Origin of the sequence: Micromonospora sp. BL1 (assembly GCF_003667485.1) — a bacterium.
Lineage (GTDB): Bacteria > Actinomycetota > Actinomycetes > Mycobacteriales > Micromonosporaceae > Micromonospora > Micromonospora tulbaghiae.
In genome coordinates, this window is the sequence record NZ_RCVK01000271.1 from 1 (window position 1) to 1,104 (window position 1,104).

At 70.2% G+C, this 1,104-nt stretch carries 1 protein-coding gene; it reads right to left on the reverse strand.

Annotated features, from left to right (window positions below; genetic code table 11):
• Positions 1 to 129: 129 nt before the first annotated feature.
• A partial coding sequence (gene sthA / locus EAD96_RS19450; RefSeq protein ID WP_121685318.1) for a Si-specific NAD(P)(+) transhydrogenase occupies positions 130 to 1,104 on the reverse strand: 975 nt, incomplete at its 5' end.

Genomic DNA, 1,104 nt, shown 5'->3' on the forward strand with positions numbered 1-1,104 from the left:
CCCCCGCCGCGTCCCCCGCCGCGTCGATCTTGCACTTGCCGCCCGGGTATTTCCGGCATAACGGGCGCGGGCCGGGCCGAGAGTGCAAGATCGCCGGGGAGGGTGCAAGGCAGGGCAGGGGGGTGCGGGTCAGTCGTTGATCCGGGTTATGTTGCGGATCTTGTTGGCGGCGTCGAGGGCGGCCACCTTGTACGCCTCGGCCAGGGTCGGGTAGTTGAAGACCGCGTCCAGCAGGTAGTCGACCGTGCCGCCGCAGCCCATCACCGCCTGCCCGATGTGGACGATCTCGGTGGCGCCGGTGCCGAACACGTGCACCCCGAGCAGCCGGCCGTCCTCGGGTGAGACCAGCAGTTTCAGCATCCCGTACGAGTCGCCGACGATCTGCCCCCGGGCCAGCTCCCGGTAGCGGGCGATGCCCACCTCGAACGGGACGGACGCCTCGGTCAGCTCATCCTCGGTCTTCCCGACGAAACTGATCTCCGGAATGGTGTAGATGCCGATCGGTTGCAGGTCCGACATGCCGCGCGCCGGCTCGCCGCAGGCGTGCTGGGCGGCCAGGCGGCCCTGTTCCATCGAGGTGGACGCCAGCGCGGGGAAGCCGATCACGTCGCCGACGGCGTAGATGTTGTCGACGGCGGTGCGGTAGTCGGCGTCGACGGTGATCCGGCCCCGGTGGTCGGCGGTGAGCCCGGCCGCCTCCAGCGCGAGGTCGTCGGTCTGCCCCTGGCGGCCGGCCGAGTACATCACCGTGTCCGCGACGATCTTCTTGCCGCTGCGCAGGATGCAGAGCGCGGCGCTGCGGTGCTTCTCCACGGCGGCCACCTCCTCGCCGAAGCGGAAGGTCACCGACAGGTCCCGCAGGTGGTACTTCAGCGATTCGACGATCTCCTCGTCGCAGAAGTCGAGCATCCGCGGGCGGCGCTCGACCACTGTCACCTTGGTGCCGAGCGCGGCGAACAGGGACGCGTACTCCATGCCGATCACCCCGGCGCCGACCACGACCATGCTGCGCGGGACGGCCTGGAGGTTGATCACGCCGTCGGAGTCGACGATGGTCCGGTCGTCGAAGTCGACGCTGTCCGGGCGGGCCGGGCGGGTGCCGGC